Below are 17332 nucleotides of genomic sequence, written 5' to 3'. Positions count from 1 at the left end.
CATCCCCCTTTTTTGAGCGTAATAGCTATAAGTGGTAGACTCAAAGCAAGTTAAATTTAACAGATGGATTAACAATGGATAAATTAGCCGTTTTATACGCCGAACATATTGCAACACTGCAGCAGCGTACTCGTACAATTTGCGAAAGCGAAGGGTTAGAAGGATTAGTTATTCACTCTGGCCAAGCAAAGCGCCAATTTTTAGACGACATGTATTACCCGTTTAAAGTTAATCCTCACTTTAAAGCCTGGTTACCTGTTATTGATAATCCACATTGCTGGATTGTTGTTAATGGTAGCGACAAACCTAAGCTTATTTTTTATCGTCCTGTTGATTTTTGGCATAAAGTACCTGACGAACCACGTGATTTTTGGGCTGAGTATTTTGATATAGAACTATTGTTACAACCCGATCAGGTTGAAAAGCTACTTCCTTATGACAAAGCAAAGTACGCTTACATGGGCGAATACATAGAAGTAGCTCAAGCACTTGGCTTTAGCATAATGAACCCAGAGCCGGTGCTTAACTATTTACATTTTAATAGAGCATACAAAACGCAGTATGAACTTGAGTGTTTACGTAATGCTAACCGTATAGCGGTTGATGGCCATAAAGCTGCACGCGACACTTTTTTTAATGGTGGCAGTGAGTTTGATATTCAACAAGCGTACCTTATGGCTACACGACAAAGCGAAAACGAAATGCCGTATGGTAATATAGTGGCGCTTAACGAAAACTGCGCCATTTTGCATTACACTCATTTTGAGCCAAACGCACCGCAAACACATAACTCATTTTTAATTGATGCTGGCGCAAACTTTAACGGTTACGCCGCAGATATAACGCGTACTTATGACTTCAAAAAGCAGGGTGAATTTGCTGAGCTAGTTAATACAATGACGGCTACGCAAATCGAATTAGGCAAAGGATTAAAGCCAGGAATGCTTTACGGCGACTTACATGTTGAGTGCCATAACCGCATAGCGCAAATTCTTAGCGACTTTAATATAGTTAACTTACCGGCTGCAGATATTGTTGAGCGTAAAATTACCTCTACTTTCTTTCCGCATGGTTTAGGGCATCACCTTGGTTTACAAGTACACGATGTGGGTGGCTTTATGAGTGACGACAAAGGTACACACCAAGCATCTCCAGAAGGTCACCCATTTTTACGTTGTACACGTATGATAGAGAAAAATCAGGTGTTTACTATTGAACCTGGTTTGTACTTTATTGATTCGTTGTTAGGTGATTTAGCGCAAACTGACAACAAGCAATACATCAACTGGGATAAGGTTGAAGCGTTTAAACCTTATGGCGGTATTCGTATTGAAGATAACATTATTGTGCACGACGATAGTTTAGAGAATATGACGCGCGACTTACACTTAGATTAAGTGAGAAGTTAGCGAGAGAAGGGGCCTAATGGCCCCATTTTTTTGGTTAAGTAAAATATGTCAGAATATAAATACCCAGCCGGTGCTGTGTTTCACCAAGAAGAAATTAAAAAAAGCACGTTTATTGTGCATATTGCACACACTCCCGATTTAGCCGCAGCTAAAGCTTTTATTAAAAGTATTGAAGATAAATACAGCGATGCTCGGCATAATTGTTGGGCCCATGTGGCAGGTAACCCGGGTGGCAGCCACGTCTATGGTTTTTCAGATGATGGTGAGCCAAATGGTACGGCCGGTAAACCAATGTTAAATGTGCTGGTGGGATCAGGGCTAGGTGAAGTTACTGCCGTGGTGACCCGGTATTTTGGAGGGATTAAACTTGGAACTGGCGGGTTAGTGCGTGCTTATGGTGGATCGTTAAATAATGCATTAGCCAAATTAGACACCGTACTTAAAGTTCCAAGTGTTGAGCTACTTGGCAGCAGTGAATACAGCATGCAAGGCGCAATTGAGCAGCTACTTAAAACGCACTACCAAGTGCTAAACATTGAAAAGCAATTTACTGCTAATATTGATTGGGTGATCACCATTGATAGCCGCCAAGCACAGCAAGCAATTAAAGATATTTTTGATTTAAGTCACGGCGCAGTTGAGTTAACCATTAAAGAGTAATAACCTACACAAGTTGCATGTAATGCATATTCATTCTATTTAACCAGGCTAATGCAGTTGAGCCTGAATTTACTAATAATAAAAGCGATTAGCTAAATGCAATTTCGTACCATCATAAAAATTCTTGGGCAACTTGTTGCGCTGTTTAGTATTACCATGGTGCCACCTGCTGTGGTGTCTTTAATTTATAAAGATGGTGGTGGTGTTCCTTTTGTTTTAGCGTTTATTTTCAGTATTATTATTGGCTTAATAGCGTATTACCCAAACCGACATGAAAACGGGGATTTGAAAGCCCGCGAAGGCTTTTTAATTGTGGTTTTGTTTTGGTTGGTACTGGGGGCATTCGCATCCTTGCCTCTTATCTTTTTACAAGAACCTAATTTATCCCTTGCTGATGCGGTGTTTGAAGCCTTTTCGGGTTTAACAACGACAGGAGCTACGGTGCTGACGGGGATTGAATATTTACCCAAGTCAGTGCTGTTTTATCGCCAGCAATTACAGTGGTTTGGCGGTATGGGGATCATTGTATTAGCTGTTGCAATATTGCCCATGCTAGGTGTTGGTGGAATGCAGTTGTATCGTGCTGAAATCCCCGGCCCAGTAAAAGACTCAAAAATGACCCCTCGCATAGCCGATACCGCAAAGCATCTTTGGTATATTTATGTGTCGTTAACCATTGCCTGTATGTTGGCGTATTGGGCGGCAGGAATGGACTGGTTTGATGCCATTTGTCATGCATTTTCTACCGTCGCCATTGGTGGGTTTTCGACTTATGATGCTTCTATGGGCCATTTCGATAGCCCGGTTATTAACTTCATTTGTGTATTCTTTTTAATCATTGCCGCTATTAACTTCTCCTTACACTATGCTGCGGTGGCAAGCCGGAATGTGCAGGTCTACATTCGCGACCCCGAGTTTAAAGTATTTTTATGCATTCAATTAGCGCTGGTGGTTATTTGTTTCACTGTGTTGTCGTCGAACGAGATATACGCCAATGGTGATGAAACCCTTGACCAAGCACTATTTCAAGCGGTGTCTATGAGTACAACGGCGGGTTTTGCTACCGATAACTTTTCAACATGGCCGCTGTTTTTACCTATTTTATTAATATTTTCGAGCTTTATTGGTGGCTGTGCAGGGTCTACCGGGGGCGGTATGAAAGTGGTACGCGTGTTTTTACTTTACCTGCAAGGCGTACGTGAGCTAAACCGCTTAGTACATCCTCGTGCTATTTATTCAATCAAACTTGGCCGTAAAGCATTGCCTGATAAGGTTGTAGAGGCTGTGTGGGGGTTCTTCTCTGCCTATGCCTTAGTATTTATTATTATTATGCTGGCGCTTATGGGTACGGGAATGGATAATATAACGGCGTTTTCGGCTACGGCGGCGTGTTTAAATAACTTAGGCCCAGGGTTGGGTGATGTTGCCTCGCATTATGGTGCAATAACCGACGGCGCTAAATGGTTGCTGACTATTGCAATGGTATTTGGCCGACTAGAAATTTTTACTTTGCTTGTGTTATTTACGCCTACGTTTTGGCGCGGATAAAACACAACGTTTTACTACTATGTTTATGGAATGGATATGCCAGCAACGCATGCAGACAAATTAAATAATATACCGGTTGGTAGTTTAGTTGACTTAGAAATATTAACACCCACTAGCAGTAAGCGCGTGAAAACAGAAATGGTAGGCTTGCTTGATGAAAAGTTTATTATTTTAAACTTTCCTACAGCTAAACGTTTACCGGGCGCAAATGATTACTTACGAGATGGCGTCACCGTGGTTGTAAGGGCATTAATAGAAGGTGACGATGGACAAATAATTGCGTTTAGACAGCAAATTAAATCTATTGCATCTCACCCCGTTAGGCTGATTTTTATAAACTACCCCAAGCAAGTTCAGCTATTTAGTTTACGTTCGCAAACACGCATTCCAACTCTATTACCTGCAAAACTTAAACTCAGCGATGACAAGGTACTCGATGGTGTTATAAAAGATATTTCGCTAACAGGGGCTATGTTTGATGTAAAAACTGACGCTGATCTAGAAAGCATCAAAGACTCACAATGCACTGTGGTATTAGGTAGTAATAGCAAAGGCTTTGAAGGCGAAGTGTGCAGCGTGAAAGATTATAATGCAGGCGTGCGTTGCGGTATTAAGTTATTAGCCAGTAAAGAAGAGATGAAAGCTTTTATGAAAGAGCACTTTATTGACCCCGCTATGATAGAACTCGATGCCGATTAGGTTTTAATGTCGCTATTTTGCAACAAAATAGCGACTTTTTACTTTATGAACGAAAATAAATTATCAGCCTTTAAATTATTATTTTTTATTAAATAAAAACAGAGATATAGCATTCAAAATTTTTATATTTTATTTTTACACCTTGTTCAGTTTAAAACTTACCTGATCAATACCTAACACATCCTTAACTATTCAAGTTGCCTGGCTTTGTGGTTTTTTATATGAAACCTAACTAACTGATTTTTATTAACTTACCAATTTTAACTAAACCTGCGTTGCTAAATAGCTACAAAAATAATGCTTAAATTTGCACTTTTTTCAGTATTTAACACGTAAGGTACTGAAAAATATTAACTAATAAATATTGGCATTTAAGTTGTAATAGTCTGGTTTTACTAATCGAAAAACGTGATTAACAGTAAGTACCAATCACTCACATACAACTTGAAGGATACATACTATGAAACGCATTAATAAAACATTAGCACTTATCGCTCTCGCTTCTTCGTCAGCCGCTTTTGCAGGCTCTGACTTTAATACACTCGATGTAGACGGCAATGGCGCTATTAGCCAAGCTGAGGCATCGGTTGATGCAAAATTAATGAGCATGTTTTCAGAGCTCGATACTGACCAAAACGGTGAGTTATCAAAAGAAGAGTTTTCAAAAGCTTAATTAAATAACAAGCATCCTGAGTTGCCAAAGACAACCTAAGTAGGCAAGGGAGCCTTCGAAAAAGGATAACAAGGAAGTGAAGCTATTTTACGAGTTAATTAAATCATTTTTTAAATAGAATTTTGAAGGATTAAGTCATGAAACATTTAAACAAAGCATTAGCACTTATTGCATTAGCGTCTTCTTCAGCTGCGTTTGCTGCATCAGATTTTGACAGTTTAGATACCGACGGCAGTGGTGCAATTAGCCCAAGTGAAGCGGCAATAGACACTGATTTAATGGCTGAGTTTACAGAGCTAGATACAGATGGCAATGGTGAACTTTCTAAAGAAGAGTTTGCAAAATTTTAAAGTTAACCGGTATTGGTTTAGCTATTTTTCACAGACAGGGATCTTAGAAAAGGATTTCTCATTTTACTAGGAACATCACTATGAAAACATTAAATACAACACTTGCGGTTTTAGTTTTAGCGTCTTCTTCAGCAGCTTATGCAGCGGTAGACTTTGCATCGTTTGATAGCAACAGTGACGGTGTTATCAGCATGGAAGAGGCAAAAGTAAACTCACAACTAGTGAAAATTTTTAAAGATTTAGACACAGATGGAAATGGTGAGCTTTCTAAAGAAGAGTTTGCCAAAGTACAGTAATATCAATATACCCCAATCATACTCCACTAAAGCCGCCATATTCAGCGGCTTTTTTGTGTTTAATGCGTTATAAAAATATAGCACTTACTTGGAAGAGCTTTTCTACTACGTTGATATGTTTTTTATCAATTAAAAACATAATCACGTGATCGCCCGACATAATAATGGTGTCGTCGTGGGCAATGAGTACATCGTCGTTACGCACAATGGCCCCAATAGTTGTTCCGGCTGGTAGTTTTATATCGGCAATTGCACGGCCAACTACTTTGGAGGTATTTTCATCACCATGAGCAACTGCTTCAATAGCCTCTGCAGCCCCTTTACGCAATGAATACACGTTAACAATATCACCTCGACGTACATGGGTTAACAATGCAGAAATTGTTGCCTGTTGCGGTGATATAGCAATGTCTATTTCGCCACCTTGAACTAGGTCTACATACGCACCACGTTGAATAAGCACCATGGTTTTTTGCGCGCCCATGCGTTTGGCAAGCATGGCCGACATAATATTGGCTTCATCGTCGTTGGTAACGGCAATAAACACATCCACTTGTTCGATATGTTCTTCAGAAAGAAGTTCTTGATCGGAGGCGTCGCCACAAAATACTACCGTATTGTCGAGCATTTCTGAAAGCTGTTCAGCACGTTCTTTACTGCGCTCTATTAGCTTAACGGTGTGATTTTTTTCAAGAGAGCGAGCAAGGCCTGCACCAATGTTACCACCACCGGCAATCATTATTTTTTTGTATGAACGCTCAAGCTTCTGCAGTTCGTTCATTACGGCGCGTATATGTTTGGTTGCTGCGATGAAGAATACTTCATCGTCGGCTTCAATAACGGTTGTACCGAGCGGTTTAATGGCTTTGCCTTGACGGTAAATAGCTGCAACGCGAGTTTCTACATTGGGTATATGCTCTTTTAATGCAGATAAGGCATAGCCTACTAATAAACCACCGTAATAGGCTTTTACTGCAACTAGCGAGAGCATACCATCGGCAAACTGCAATACTTGCAATGCGCCAGGGTAGTCAATTAAGCGGCGAATATACTTAGTGACTAACGCTTCTGGGGCAATGTAATGATCGATTGGTAAATCATCGTTTTGGAAAAGTTTTTCACGGTATTTTAAATACTGCTCAGAGCGAATTCGGGCAATTTTAGTGGGTGTATTAAAAATACTATACGCCACTTGGCACGCCACCATGTTTACTTCATCTGAGCTGGTTACCGCAATAATCATATCTGCATCCTCTGCACCAGCGCGACGCAATACATCAGGGTGGGCACTGTGCCCCATTACACCTTGGAGGTCATATTTATCTTGCAGTTCGCGTATACGGTTACCGTCAATATCTACAACGGTAATTTCGTTTTGTTCGCCTACTAAGTTTTCAGCTAGCGTGGCGCCAACCTGTCCAGCACCGAGTATGATTATTTTCATTATTTACCAGTGTATTAAGTAGTAATAAAAAGCCATTTTTAAATTTAAAAATGGCTTGTTGTACGCGTTATTAAGCCCTATTTAACTAGGCTTTTTTAACCATTTTAGCGTAATAAAAACCATCACTTTCACCCGGAAGTAGCTGTAAACCTGGTGTGGTGAGGGTGTCTTTATCATGCAGTGGAATATGCTCTACGTCATCGTTATTAGCTAAAAATTTAGCAACTTGTTGTTGGTTTTCTTTTGGAAGAACCGAACATGTTGCATATACCAATGTACCACCAGGCTTGAGTAGAGGCCAAATGCTATTGAGTATATCGCCTTGTAGTGCGGCTAAGTCTTCAATGTCGGATGCACGACGTAGCCATTTTATATCAGGGTGGCGACGAATAACGCCGGTTGCTGAACAAGGCACGTCTAATAAAATACGATCGAACTGTTCATCGTCCCACCATGTGTGCGGTTGCGATGCATCACCACATTGTAGGTCGGCACCTAAACCTATACGGGTTAAGTTTTGCTTTACGCGTTCAAGGCGAGTGGCATCGCTATCAAGTGCAAGTACGTCGGCGTCGGCAAGCTCTAATATATGGCATGTTTTACCGCCAGGTGCTGCACAGGCATCTAAAATAACATCATCATCTTTTGGCTCTAAAAAGCGAGCAGCTAACTGCGCTGCTGCATCTTGCACTGAGCAAGCACCCGTATCAAACTCAGGAAGTGAAAAAACATCACGCGGCTTGGCTAGTTTAATCCCATCTATAAAGTTTGGGTTTAATGTATGTTCTATATCGTTAGCCGTTAGCATATCGCTGTATTCTTGCGTGCTAAATTGTGATTGATTTACACGTAACCACATTGGCGCTTGTTGCTGGTTTTCTTCAAGTATGGCTTCCCAGTTTTCTGGGTAGGCTTCTTTTACCTGTTTAATAAACCAATTGGGGTGGTTGTATAAACACACTGGAATAAGCTTTGCTTTTTCTTCAAGCTCTGCTTGCTGGCGTTGAAAGCTACGTAAAATAGCATTTATTAACCCTTTTAATCCTAGTGCGCGCATTTGACCCAGTGCATTTACGGTCTCGCTTATTGCTGCATGCGGTGGAACGCGCATGTGCTGCAATTGATAAATACCTACGTAGAGTAAAAACTGAAAAATTCTGCGTTTACCTTTTAGTGGGCTTTCTACTAAATGTTGGCAGTAGTTTTCAAGGCTAGGTAAGTAGCGTAATACGCCATAACAAATTTGCTGTAACAGTGCTTTGTCTTTTGGTGGTAAACCTTGGCTTGCAAATGGTAGTTCTTGATTAAGCGAAGCGCCTTTATCAACCACGTTATATAAAGTCTCAGCGGCTAGCGCTCGTACGTTTTGTACTTTATTCATTATTTTCGCCTAATAGTGTGCCAGGGCTAACCCAGTCACTGCGACCATTTAAAAAGTCGCTAATTGCCATTGGTTTTTTACCTTGCGGTTGTAACTGAGTAATACTTAAAGCGTGTTCACCACAGGCAACCACAACACCGTTTTTATCACTTGTTAAAATTTCGCCTGGCTTACCTGATTGATCAACTACTTTCGCTTGGTATATTTTTACGGTTTGTTCGCCCATTTGGGTAAAACACACTGGCCAAGGATTAAAAGAGCGAATATTACGTTCTATTTGCACGGCGCTCATAGACCAATCTATATTTGCTTCTTCTTTAGAGAGCTTTTTAGCGTAGTTAGCTAGCTCATCATTTTGAGGCTCAGGGGTAATGTCACCATTAGCTAGCTTATTAACGGTGTCGATTAATGCACTAGGACCTAACTCTGCTAGTTTGTTATATAAACTGGCACTGGTTTCTGTATCACTAATAGGGCAGCGGCTAATATGCAGCATATCGCCGGTATCTAAGCCTTCATCCATTTGCATTATGGTTACGCCCGTTTCCTCGTCACCTGCCCAAATTGCACGTTGAATAGGCGCAGCACCACGCCAGCGAGGTAGTATAGAACCATGCACGTTTAAGCAGCCTAAGCGTGGCGCATTTAAAATAGCTTTGGGTAAAATTAAGCCATAGGCCACCACAATCATTATGTCGGCATTTAAGGCGGTGAGCTCTGCAAGTGCCTCATCATTTTTTAATGACTGAGGCTGAAAAACAGGCAAGTCATTTTCTAGTGCTAGCGCTTTGACTTCGCTCGCTTTTAATTTTTTACCACGACCTGCAGGGCGATCTGGTTGGCTATATACGCCCACAATTTCATGTTCGCTATTTATTAGCGCTTGCAAATGGCGTGCGGCAAAATCCGGCGTACCGGCAAATATTATGCGTAATGGTTGGATCACTGAGTTTTCCTAAGGTACTGATTACTGTGCTGCAAACTTAGCTTCTTTTTCAAGCTTTTTACGAATACGTTGGCGCTTTAATGGAGATAAGTAATCAATAAATAGCTTGCCTTGAAGGTGGTCTAGTTCGTGTTGAATACAAATAGCTAATAGCTCATCTGCGTCTAACACAAATTCTTCACCGTTTTCGTTTAGTGCGGCCACAGTAACTGTTTCTGCTCGGTCTACTTTTGCATACGAGTTAGGCACTGATAAACAGCCTTCTTCGCTAATCGTTGAACCCTCTTTTTTAATGATTTGCGGGTTAATTAATACCAGTGGTTCGTCACGCTCTTCAGAGACATCAATAACCACAATACGCTGGTGGATATTTACTTGTGTTGCGGCTAAACCAATGCCATTTTCGTCGTACATGGTTTCGAGCATGTCTTTTACAATTTGGCGAACTTGGTCGTCAACGTCTGCAACATCTTTTGCTATTGTACGTAAACGCTCATCTGGAAATCTTAAAACTTCTAACCTAGCCATTAGTTACCTTTTTCACTTGTGCTTAATTTAGGGTATTGTATGCTCTTATTTTAGCCATTCACGTTCACCTTTAACAGGTTTTGGGCAATAATAATGAAAAAACAATACAAGGAAGCTCAATGAAATTTCCGTTAGTTGCAATTATACTGGCACTAAGCACCTCTTTTGGGGCGATTGCTGATGTGTTAAAAATAAAAAAAGATGCACCAAAACAGTATGTTGTAAAAAAAGGTGATACGTTGTGGGATATATCTGGCATTTATTTAGATGAGCCATGGTTGTGGCCAGAACTATGGCAAATGAACCCGCAAATCGATAACCCTCACCTAATTTATCCGGGTGATGCATTGGCACTTATATACGATGCTGACGGAAATCCACGTTTAGTTATTAATAAAGCGTACCGAAAGCTGTCACCTCAAGGACGTATTACCCCAAAAGGGTTGAATGCAATTACCACCTTACCTTTGCAAATGATTAAACCTTATTTAAGTTACGAGCAAGCGATTAACAGCGACGATATAAAAAATATGCCGTATGTGTTAGGTGCTAACGAAAACACAAAAACACAAACGTTAGGCCATATTTTATACGTTAAAGGTGACTTAAAAGTACATGGTGCTTATGCGATTTACAACGAGGGTGAACCCTACAGAGATTTAAACACAGGCGAAGTATTAGCAACGCGTGCATCGTACGTTGGCATGGCGCGAGCGTTTAGAAGTGGCGATGAAAGTAATGGTGTGCCGTCGTCATTACGTGTTGAGTCAGTAAAACGAGAAATTAAACAAGGTGATTTTTTAATGCCAGCAATGGAGGGGCAGTTGCTGCCAGCCTATTTTGATATTCACCGCCCACTAGAGCCAGTAGAAGGGCAAGTTATAGCGTCTCCTCGCCAAGTAAGAGAATTCAGCACGATGGATGTTGTAGTGCTAAACTTAGGCAGCGAGCAAAATATTGAACCAGGTCATGTTTTAGATTTAGAGCGTGAGTCACCTACGGTTATTGATGGCCCTCGTGGTCCTCGTTACCCAGAGGATTCAAGTAAATTTGAAAAACTGTTATCTGATGCAAGTCAGTTGTTTAGTAATAAAGCTGACGAAGATAATACAACATGGAAAATGCCTAAAGAAAAAGTAGGCGAGTTAATTGTATTCAAAGTGTATGACAAAGTAAGTTATGCATTAATAACAAAAAACCAGCACCCAATTCGCGTTGGAGATATTGCAGTTATTCATTAAGAAGTAGCGAGTCGGTGCTCTAGGAGAGAGCATGGATCAGTCATCAGGCAAGTTAGCTCACTGGCTTGCCTTTTATATGTGTAAGGGATTAGGCACAAAAACCTTATTAGCCCTATCTAAACACCACCCACTTGAGTCATTGTTTGACTTACCCCACGCTAAATTACACGAGTTAGGGTTAACGGCTAATCAGGCCAGTAATTTACTCAATACAGATTGGCAAAAAGTACAGCATTATGAGCGGCTTGTTGCAGAGCATAATATTGAAGTTATTTGTTTTTTTGATACACGTTACCCAGATTCACTAAAACACATAGCTAGCGCACCTTTATTACTATTTTGTAAGGGTGATGTGTCTTTACTTTCTAGCTCACAAATAGCCATTGTTGGTAGCCGTAACGCCACCCCAACAGGGCTTGAAATAGCCTCCGAGTTTGCCTACGAATTAACAAATGCTGGTATTACTGTGACATCGGGCATGGCTAGAGGAATAGATGGCGCAGCACATAAAGGTGCTTTAGCAGGGAATGGTAAAACTATCGCGGTTTTAGGCACGGGTGTTGATATTTACTACCCTAAACGCCATAAACTATTAACAGAACAAGTACTCAATAGTGGTTTATTAATTAGTGAGTTTTTACCCGGAACCGCCGCTAACGCACATAATTTTCCTCGTCGAAATAGGATTATTTCGGGCTTATCTTTAGGTGTATTAATTGTTGAAGCTGAAATTAAAAGCGGCTCATTAATTACTGTGCGTTATGCGCTTGAACAAAATAAAGAGGTGTTTGCAGTACCAGGCTCTATTAAAAACCCGCTTGCACAAGCCAGCCACTTTTTAATTAAGCAGGGCGCTAAACTTGTTGAAAATGTGACAGATATTTTAGATGAAGTGAGCTTTTCTTATCAAAGCGGTCTATATAGTAAAGAAGAGACGCTTCAGCAAAGTAGTGATTGCGAAGTTTTAAACAGTATTGGGTTTGAGGTAACAACTGTTGACGATATTGTACGCCGTGTTCAATGGCCAATAGATAAAGTACTGGCAAGGTTGCTTGATTTAGAGTTAGACGATCAAATTGAACGCATTTTAGATGGTTATATTAGGCTTAGCGTTGGAAGGTAGCATGTTCGATATTCTTATGTATCTATTTGAAAATTACATTCATAGCGAAGCTGACATTTTTGCTGAGCAAAATGAATTAACCGACGAGTTAGTTCGCGCAGGCTTTAATAAACCAGAAATATTTAAAGCCTTAAATTGGCTAGAACAGTTAGCCGATTTACAACACAGCGATGAATCTCCTTATTTAATCGCTAACCCAGGGCGCGCTATTCGAATATTTACAGAAAGCGAATGCGATATGCTAAACGTTGAGTGTCGTGGATTTTTAATGTTTGTTGAGCAAATTGGGGTTATCAACATTATTACCCGTGAAATGGTTATGGATAAGCTTACAGCACTCGATAAGCCAGCGATTAGCTTAGATGATTTAAAGTGGATAGTGCTTATGGTGTTATTTAATGTCCCCGGCTCTGAAGAGGCATACGAGCAAATGGAAGACTTAATTTTTGATGAGCCCACCGAGTTATTGCATTAATACCTTATGAATTTATTTATATCACCCAAATTACTAGAGATGAAGCGCATAGCATAGCTTGTATCTTTAATTGGTTTGGGTATATTAGGCGAAAATTCACTTACCTCTTAGGAACACCATGAGTAAAATCGACCATTCGCTTTTCTCGGCAAATAAGCACGCCTTAGAAAAAGAATACGAAGTATGCCCACAGTGTGGTTCAGAGTTAGTGATCCGCAACAGCAAGTCAGGCCCTTTTTTGGGGTGTGCAAGTTACCCTCAATGTGACTTTATTAGGCCATTAGTACACCACGAAAGTAACGAAATAAAAGTACTTGAAGATTCCTCTTGCCCTCAATGCAGCAAACCGCTGGTGGTTAAAAATGGCCGTTATGGTATGTTTATTGGTTGTACGGGGTACCCTAATTGCCATTATATTGCAAACGACAACGAGCAAAAGGAACAAGAGGCTACGTTACCTGCATGTCCAAAATGCAAAAAAGGCCACTTAGTTGCTCGCAGTAATAAGTTTGGTAAAGTATTTTACTCATGCGACAGCTACCCAAGCTGTAAATACACGCTTAATAATAAACCTGTAGAGCAGCCATGCCCTAAATGTGATTGGCCCATCGTCATAGAAAGACACATGGCAAATGGTACACTACTGCAATGCCCGCAAAAAAGTTGCATGCATAAGCTTACTCAATAACGTTTAATATTTTTGGAGACCACCTTGTCAGAACGTTCAAATACGCCTTCAGCACTTACATGCTTAAATGAAGGCGAAGTTATTGTTTATCCAACAGAGGCTGTGTTCGGCTTAGGATGTGACCCCGATAATCAGCATGCTGTTGAAAAGTTATTGGCAATTAAGCAGCGACCAGTTGAAAAGGGCCTTATTTTAATTGCTGATAATTATGGGCAATTATTAAAGTATGTTGATGATGCAAAAGTACCTATGGACAAACGTGCAGATATATTTTCTAGTTGGCCAGCTGCTATTACGTGGGTTATGCCAGCGGCAAAAAGCACACCAAAATGGTTAACAGGGCAGTTTGATACTATTGCGGTTAGGGTAACAAATCACCCAACAGTTAAGCGCTTATGCCAAGAATTTGGAAAGCCACTGGTATCAACCAGCGCAAATTTAACAGGCCAAGAAACAGTAATAAGCATTGAGCAAGCAAAGGAGCAATTTGCTGATCAAGTTGGCTTCTATGTTGACGAGCCGTTAGGTGGAAACACACAACCCAGCACAATAAAAGATGCCATGACCGGTAAAGTATTTAGAGGGTAATATGCAAAGCGAATTATTAGAACAAGTAAAAGCCTACTTTATGGCTTTGCAAGATACCATTTGCCAAGGGCTAGAAGCTGCAGATGGCAGTGCTAAATTTGTCGAAGATAGCTGGCAAAGAGCTGAAGGCGGTGGTGGCCGTACTCGAGTAACTACTGATGGTAACGTAATTGAGCAGGGGGGCGTAAATTACTCTCATGTATTTGGCGCATCCATGCCAGGTTCTGCAACCGCCCATAGGCCAGAGCTTGCAGGGCGTAGTTTTCATGCTTGTGGGGTTTCACTTGTTATTCATCCCAAAAACCCACACGTACCAACAAGTCATGCCAACGTACGCTTTTTTATTGCCGAAAAAGAGGGCGAAGAGCCTATTTGGTGGTTTGGCGGCGGATTTGATTTAACCCCTTTTTACCCGGTATTTGAAGATGTCCAGCATTGGCACCAAGTGGCACACGATATATGTGTGCCGTTTGGTAGTGATGTTTATTCAAAATACAAAACATGGTGCGATGAGTACTTTTACCTTAAACATCGTGATGAAACACGTGGGGTGGGGGGGTTATTTTTCGATGATTTAAATGAACTAGGCTTTGAGCAAAGCTTTGCGTTTATGCAGTCAGTCGGCAATGGCTTTTTAGATGCCTATATTCCAATTATTGAACGTCGCAAAAACGATAAGTACTCTGAACAGCAACGTGATTTTCAGCTCTACCGCCGTGGTCGTTACGTTGAGTTTAACTTAGTGTGGGATAGAGGCACATTATTTGGATTGCAAAGTGGCGGGCGAACAGAATCTATTTTAATGTCCATGCCACCACTGGCTCGCTGGGAGTATAACTTTACACCAGCTGAAAACAGCCTTGAAGCAAACTTATATCAGTATTACTTGAGACCACAAGCATGGCTTTCAAGTAAACCAGAAGAGTTGATAGCCCGAGAGTGGCAAATATAAACAATAAAAAGACGCGAAAGCGTCTTTTTTATTGTTTATGATTAATGTTGGTTAATCATGTGGCTTGCTAGCTGAGCAAATGAATTTTTAAGCCCTTCTCGAAGTAGTGGGTTGTCAATTTCAATATCAAGGGTTTTGTTCATACAATACATCCATTGATCCCGTAAGTTCTGGTCAATTAAAAATGGCATATGGCGTTTACGTAACATGGGCTGCCCATGATTTTGCTCAAATAGTGAAGGCCCACCTAACCAACCAGATAAAAACTCGAAAAAGACTTGGCGAATTCTATCTAATGGTTGAGGATGCATATCATATAACGGTTTAGCGTATTCATCTGAGGCCATAATGTCGTAGAATCGTTCGGAAATAGCGCGTGCACCTTTCTCTCCGCCAATGATTTCGTAAGGCGTTTTTTCAGGTGTAGGTGTTTGATCTACTTTCTTAGGCTTAGATTTAGAGAAAAGTCGTTTAATCATATTATTTATCATCGATTATAGGCAGCACTTAGCTGCAAAGAGGTTGTTTTAAAATGGACAAATATGCGGTTTTTGGAAATCCAATTAAACATTCAAAATCCCCCGCGATACATAAACAATTTGCTATCTCGCTAGGTGAGCAAATCGACTATCGGGCAATATTAGCACCTATCGACCGCTTTGAAAAAACAGTATCGACATTTTTTGAGCAAGGTGGAAAAGGTGCGAACGTTACCATGCCATTTAAAGAACAGGCGTTTGCAATGGCTGATGAACTTACACCGCTCGCTAAAATAGTTGGTGCAGTTAATACACTTAAAAAAAGAAACGATGGAACATTATTAGGAGATAACACCGACGGTGTTGGTTTTGTAAATGACCTCCTTGCTAATAAAGTTGTGATTACAAATAAGCGTATTTTAATAATTGGTGCTGGTGGTGCTGCAAGGGGGGTAATATTACCATTGCTTGAAGAAAAACCCGCAGAAATTATTATTGTTAATCGTACCGCTCAAAAAGCAAAAGACTTAGCTCAGCTATTTACTGAATACGGAAAAGTTTCAGGCTATGGGTTCGATGATTTACCAGTAAGCGATTACTCACTAATTGTAAACTCAACATCTAGCAGTATGAATAACGAATTACCAGCCTTAGGTAAAAAGCACTTAACATGCTGTGATGTTGCATACGATATGTTTTATTCACTGACAAACACTATTTTTATGAACTGGGTTGCAGAGCATAATAACAATACTAAGCTTTTAGATGGTAGTGGCATGTTGGTAGGGCAGGCAGCACAAGCTTATTATGTTTGGCATAACAAAATGCCAGAAATTCTCCCCGTGGTTAAAGCACTTAAACAAGGCTCACTAAAATGAACCAAGCTGTACAATTTATAGATAGACTCGAGTTTAGAGAGCCTTCCCACCAATTAGTGTTTTTTGCTCAAGTGAGTGGCATGCTGGTGGAGTGTGTTATTGCGATAAGTAAACTTAAACTCACGGATGAAAGTCACGCTACAGATTATTTTGAAAAATACCGTTTTGAATACGAAGAACGTGCCGAGCAACTAATAGAAGAAGAAAGTTATAACTCGGCAGGTCAAATTGAAGTGGAATTAGTTAGCTTCAGCTAGATATTCATCTTTTAATTGGACATAGTTATCTGCCGATATCTTTAAGAAAGCGAGCTCCTGCTCAGTCAATGGACGGGCTTGCTTTGCTGGACTTCCTACATACAAATAGCCTGATTCCAGGCGCTTATTTGGTGGTACCAACGAGCCCCCACCAATAATAACATCATCTTCTACAATTACATTATCCATGACAATCGCACCCATACCCACGAGTATACGGTTACCAAGTACGCACCCATGTAGCATCACTTTGTGACCAACCGTTACATCATCGCCTATTATAAGAGGGTAACCATCTGGATTGCTTTTAGTTGCACGCGATAAATGTAATACACTGCCATCTTGAATATTAGAGCGCTCACCAATACGAATATGGTTAACATCGCCTCGAGCAGCAACTAAAGGCCATACACTGCTATCATCGCCTATAGTAATATCACCGACTAATACAGACGACTCGTCTATATAAACAGACTTATTAAACGCAGGGGTAATTCCTTTATAAGAACGTATTGCCATATATGCACCTTTAAATTAAACATATTAAGTGAATTAGTGTAGCAGTAGTGCTTATTTCAGTGCCAGTAAAGCCTATATTGTTTATAAAACTATCAGTTTTAAGGGCTTTCGCTCATATACTGACCGAACAGTGTTTTATTTTAGTTTTTCTTTGAAAAAGTACTTGCGTAAAAATCTGTTCTCCCTATAATGCGACCC

General features: G+C 40.5%; 21 protein-coding genes. 15 read left to right on the top strand and 6 right to left on the bottom strand.

Annotation, left to right across the window (positions count from 1 at the left end):
• Window positions 1-74 precede the first annotated feature (74 nt).
• The 7 genes from pepQ to ACFI34_RS17135 all read left to right on the top strand — a co-directional run bounded on the left by pepQ (window position 75) and on the right by ACFI34_RS17135 (window position 5635).
• On the top strand, window positions 75-1397 hold the full coding sequence (gene pepQ, locus ACFI34_RS17165; protein ID WP_277053845.1) for a Xaa-Pro dipeptidase: 1323 nt from the start codon (window positions 75-77) through the stop codon (window positions 1395-1397).
• 57 nt (window positions 1398-1454) lie between these two features.
• The gene (locus ACFI34_RS17160; protein WP_410900380.1) at window positions 1455-2069 is read left to right on the top strand and encodes a YigZ family protein; all 615 of its coding nucleotides are present in this window, start codon (window positions 1455-1457) and stop codon (window positions 2067-2069) included.
• A 96-nt stretch (window positions 2070-2165) separates the two neighbouring features.
• Complete coding sequence (locus tag ACFI34_RS17155) at window positions 2166-3617, top strand: TrkH family potassium uptake protein (protein ID WP_008130797.1); 1452 nt, start codon at window positions 2166-2168, stop codon at window positions 3615-3617.
• Between the two features lie 36 nt (window positions 3618-3653).
• Complete coding sequence (locus tag ACFI34_RS17150) at window positions 3654-4316, top strand: flagellar brake domain-containing protein (RefSeq protein ID WP_462674363.1); 663 nt, start codon at window positions 3654-3656, stop codon at window positions 4314-4316.
• A gap of 460 nt (window positions 4317-4776) precedes the next feature.
• Complete coding sequence (locus ACFI34_RS17145; RefSeq protein WP_006793996.1) at window positions 4777-4989, top strand: EF-hand domain-containing protein; 213 nt, start codon at window positions 4777-4779, stop codon at window positions 4987-4989.
• Window positions 4990-5126: 137 nt separating this feature from the next.
• Window positions 5127-5339 (top strand): EF-hand domain-containing protein, encoded by a 213-nt coding sequence (locus ACFI34_RS17140; RefSeq protein ID WP_462674362.1) that lies wholly within the window; start codon window positions 5127-5129, stop codon window positions 5337-5339.
• An 80-nt stretch (window positions 5340-5419) separates the two neighbouring features.
• Window positions 5420-5635: an EF-hand domain-containing protein gene (locus ACFI34_RS17135; RefSeq protein ID WP_462674361.1), complete on the top strand. Its 216-nt coding sequence runs from the start codon at window positions 5420-5422 to the stop codon at window positions 5633-5635.
• A 67-nt stretch (window positions 5636-5702) separates the two neighbouring features.
• Here ACFI34_RS17135 and trkA read toward each other — a convergent pair whose 3' ends face one another.
• The 4 genes from trkA to def all read right to left on the bottom strand — a co-directional run bounded on the left by trkA (window position 5703) and on the right by def (window position 9934).
• Entirely contained in the window at window positions 5703-7079 is a 1377-nt protein-coding gene (gene trkA, locus ACFI34_RS17130; protein WP_410900384.1) for a Trk system potassium transporter TrkA, read from the bottom strand.
• An 85-nt stretch (window positions 7080-7164) separates the two neighbouring features.
• Entirely contained in the window at window positions 7165-8460 is a 1296-nt protein-coding gene (gene rsmB / locus ACFI34_RS17125; protein WP_010558121.1) for a 16S rRNA (cytosine(967)-C(5))-methyltransferase RsmB, read from the bottom strand.
• Complete coding sequence (fmt, locus tag ACFI34_RS17120; RefSeq protein WP_375277904.1) at window positions 8453-9406, bottom strand: methionyl-tRNA formyltransferase; 954 nt, start codon at window positions 9404-9406, stop codon at window positions 8453-8455. Before fmt ends, rsmB begins: the two co-directional genes overlap by 8 nt.
• A gap of 21 nt (window positions 9407-9427) precedes the next feature.
• Entirely contained in the window at window positions 9428-9934 is a 507-nt protein-coding gene (gene def, locus ACFI34_RS17115) for a peptide deformylase (protein ID WP_462674360.1), read from the bottom strand.
• Between the two features lie 119 nt (window positions 9935-10053).
• On the opposite strand from def, the gene ACFI34_RS17110 reads away from it, so the two are divergent.
• The 6 genes from ACFI34_RS17110 (at window position 10054) to hemF (ending at window position 15001) form a co-directional block, all read left to right on the top strand.
• Complete coding sequence (locus ACFI34_RS17110) at window positions 10054-11175, top strand: LysM peptidoglycan-binding domain-containing protein (RefSeq protein ID WP_006794003.1); 1122 nt, start codon at window positions 10054-10056, stop codon at window positions 11173-11175.
• 31 nt (window positions 11176-11206) lie between these two features.
• Window positions 11207-12298: a DNA-processing protein DprA gene (dprA, locus tag ACFI34_RS17105; RefSeq protein ID WP_462674359.1), complete on the top strand. Its 1092-nt coding sequence runs from the start codon at window positions 11207-11209 to the stop codon at window positions 12296-12298.
• A 1-nt stretch (window position 12299) separates the two neighbouring features.
• Complete coding sequence (locus ACFI34_RS17100; protein WP_462674358.1) at window positions 12300-12773, top strand: DUF494 family protein; 474 nt, start codon at window positions 12300-12302, stop codon at window positions 12771-12773.
• A 118-nt stretch (window positions 12774-12891) separates the two neighbouring features.
• The gene (locus tag ACFI34_RS17095; protein ID WP_462674357.1) at window positions 12892-13461 is read left to right on the top strand and encodes a DNA topoisomerase family protein; all 570 of its coding nucleotides are present in this window, start codon (window positions 12892-12894) and stop codon (window positions 13459-13461) included.
• Between the two features lie 24 nt (window positions 13462-13485).
• Window positions 13486-14049, top strand: coding sequence for an L-threonylcarbamoyladenylate synthase type 1 TsaC (gene tsaC / locus ACFI34_RS17090; protein ID WP_410900389.1), 564 nt, complete (start codon window positions 13486-13488; stop codon window positions 14047-14049).
• A gap of 1 nt (window position 14050) precedes the next feature.
• Complete coding sequence (hemF, locus tag ACFI34_RS17085; protein WP_462674356.1) at window positions 14051-15001, top strand: oxygen-dependent coproporphyrinogen oxidase; 951 nt, start codon at window positions 14051-14053, stop codon at window positions 14999-15001.
• A 41-nt stretch (window positions 15002-15042) separates the two neighbouring features.
• On the opposite strand, the gene ACFI34_RS17080 is transcribed toward hemF, so the two are convergent.
• The gene (locus ACFI34_RS17080; RefSeq protein ID WP_021032469.1) at window positions 15043-15480 is read right to left on the bottom strand and encodes a group II truncated hemoglobin; all 438 of its coding nucleotides are present in this window, start codon (window positions 15478-15480) and stop codon (window positions 15043-15045) included.
• A gap of 53 nt (window positions 15481-15533) precedes the next feature.
• Between ACFI34_RS17080 and aroE the strand changes: the two genes are divergently transcribed.
• Window positions 15534-16358: a shikimate dehydrogenase gene (gene aroE / locus ACFI34_RS17075; protein WP_462674355.1), complete on the top strand. Its 825-nt coding sequence runs from the start codon at window positions 15534-15536 to the stop codon at window positions 16356-16358.
• A complete protein-coding gene (locus ACFI34_RS17070; RefSeq protein WP_410900393.1) occupies window positions 16355-16615 on the top strand; it encodes a DUF1488 family protein in 261 nt (86 codons plus the stop codon). Before aroE ends, ACFI34_RS17070 begins: the two co-directional genes overlap by 4 nt.
• Here the strand turns inward: ACFI34_RS17070 and ACFI34_RS17065 are convergent.
• Window positions 16598-17134: a gamma carbonic anhydrase family protein gene (locus ACFI34_RS17065; RefSeq protein WP_006794012.1), complete on the bottom strand. Its 537-nt coding sequence runs from the start codon at window positions 17132-17134 to the stop codon at window positions 16598-16600. The genes ACFI34_RS17070 and ACFI34_RS17065 overlap by 18 nt on opposite strands.
• Window positions 17135-17332: the final 198 nt, after the last annotated feature.

The sequence above is a fragment of the Pseudoalteromonas sp. PSi26 genome, from assembly GCF_054960575.1.
This window is presented reverse-complemented; position numbering and strand designations above follow the sequence as displayed.

Bases quoted from the DNA above. Each gene is read 5' to 3' on its own strand.
- pepQ (WP_277053845.1), top strand. From the start codon at position 75: ATGGATAAATTAGCCGTTTTATACGCCGAACATATTGCAACACTGCAG.
- ACFI34_RS17160 (WP_410900380.1), top strand. From the start codon at position 1,455: ATGTCAGAATATAAATACCCAGCCGGTGCTGTGTTTCACCAAGAAGAA.
- ACFI34_RS17155 (WP_008130797.1), top strand. From the start codon at position 2,166: ATGCAATTTCGTACCATCATAAAAATTCTTGGGCAACTTGTTGCGCTG.
- ACFI34_RS17150 (WP_462674363.1), top strand. From the start codon at position 3,654: ATGCCAGCAACGCATGCAGACAAATTAAATAATATACCGGTTGGTAGT.
- ACFI34_RS17145 (WP_006793996.1), top strand. From the start codon at position 4,777: ATGAAACGCATTAATAAAACATTAGCACTTATCGCTCTCGCTTCTTCG.
- ACFI34_RS17140 (WP_462674362.1), top strand. From the start codon at position 5,127: ATGAAACATTTAAACAAAGCATTAGCACTTATTGCATTAGCGTCTTCT.
- ACFI34_RS17135 (WP_462674361.1), top strand. From the start codon at position 5,420: ATGAAAACATTAAATACAACACTTGCGGTTTTAGTTTTAGCGTCTTCT.
- trkA (WP_410900384.1), bottom strand. From the start codon at position 7,079: ATGAAAATAATCATACTCGGTGCTGGACAGGTTGGCGCCACGCTAGCT.
- rsmB (WP_010558121.1), bottom strand. From the start codon at position 8,460: ATGAATAAAGTACAAAACGTACGAGCGCTAGCCGCTGAGACTTTATAT.
- def (WP_462674360.1), bottom strand. From the start codon at position 9,934: ATGGCTAGGTTAGAAGTTTTAAGATTTCCAGATGAGCGTTTACGTACA.
- ACFI34_RS17110 (WP_006794003.1), top strand. From the start codon at position 10,054: ATGAAATTTCCGTTAGTTGCAATTATACTGGCACTAAGCACCTCTTTT.
- dprA (WP_462674359.1), top strand. From the start codon at position 11,207: ATGGATCAGTCATCAGGCAAGTTAGCTCACTGGCTTGCCTTTTATATG.
- ACFI34_RS17100 (WP_462674358.1), top strand. From the start codon at position 12,300: ATGTTCGATATTCTTATGTATCTATTTGAAAATTACATTCATAGCGAA.
- ACFI34_RS17095 (WP_462674357.1), top strand. From the start codon at position 12,892: ATGAGTAAAATCGACCATTCGCTTTTCTCGGCAAATAAGCACGCCTTA.
- hemF (WP_462674356.1), top strand. From the start codon at position 14,051: ATGCAAAGCGAATTATTAGAACAAGTAAAAGCCTACTTTATGGCTTTG.
- ACFI34_RS17080 (WP_021032469.1), bottom strand. From the start codon at position 15,480: ATGATTAAACGACTTTTCTCTAAATCTAAGCCTAAGAAAGTAGATCAA.
- aroE (WP_462674355.1), top strand. From the start codon at position 15,534: ATGGACAAATATGCGGTTTTTGGAAATCCAATTAAACATTCAAAATCC.
- ACFI34_RS17070 (WP_410900393.1), top strand. From the start codon at position 16,355: ATGAACCAAGCTGTACAATTTATAGATAGACTCGAGTTTAGAGAGCCT.
- ACFI34_RS17065 (WP_006794012.1), bottom strand. From the start codon at position 17,134: ATGGCAATACGTTCTTATAAAGGAATTACCCCTGCGTTTAATAAGTCT.